The sequence below is a fragment of the Flavihumibacter cheonanensis genome (assembly GCF_022352215.1).
Lineage (GTDB): Bacteria > Bacteroidota > Bacteroidia > Chitinophagales > Chitinophagaceae > Flavihumibacter > Flavihumibacter cheonanensis.
In genome coordinates this window covers 1-291 of record NZ_JAKRWF010000058.1, presented here as the reverse complement: position 1 = coordinate 291, position 291 = coordinate 1, and the positions used below count along the sequence as shown (strand labels likewise).

General features: G+C 40.9%; 1 protein-coding gene. It reads left to right on the top strand.

What is annotated here, in order from left to right:
* Positions 1-52: 52 nt before the first annotated feature.
* A partial coding sequence (locus MD536_RS21120; protein WP_239603774.1) for a hypothetical protein occupies positions 53-291 on the top strand: 239 nt, incomplete at its 3' end.

Here is a 291-nt window from a genome sequence, read left to right as displayed (position 1 = left end):
CATAATTACCTGAAAAATTTCCTTTCAATTATTACAGGGTAATTTAACAGCTTTGAACCGGAAAAAGGGGGAGCAGATGTCAATGGCTGCAGTAGTGAGAAAAATCAGGATATTACTGCCTGTAATACTGGCTGTAATTATTTTTTTAAATTGTGACGAGGATCTTGAACCCAGGAAAAGGACCATAAAGGATGTCAGTGTATCTGATGCCGTTCTCGGAAGCAGGTTAGACGGCAGTTTCACCTACACCGGCAAATGGAAGCTGACATTCATTGACGACGGATTTGAGCT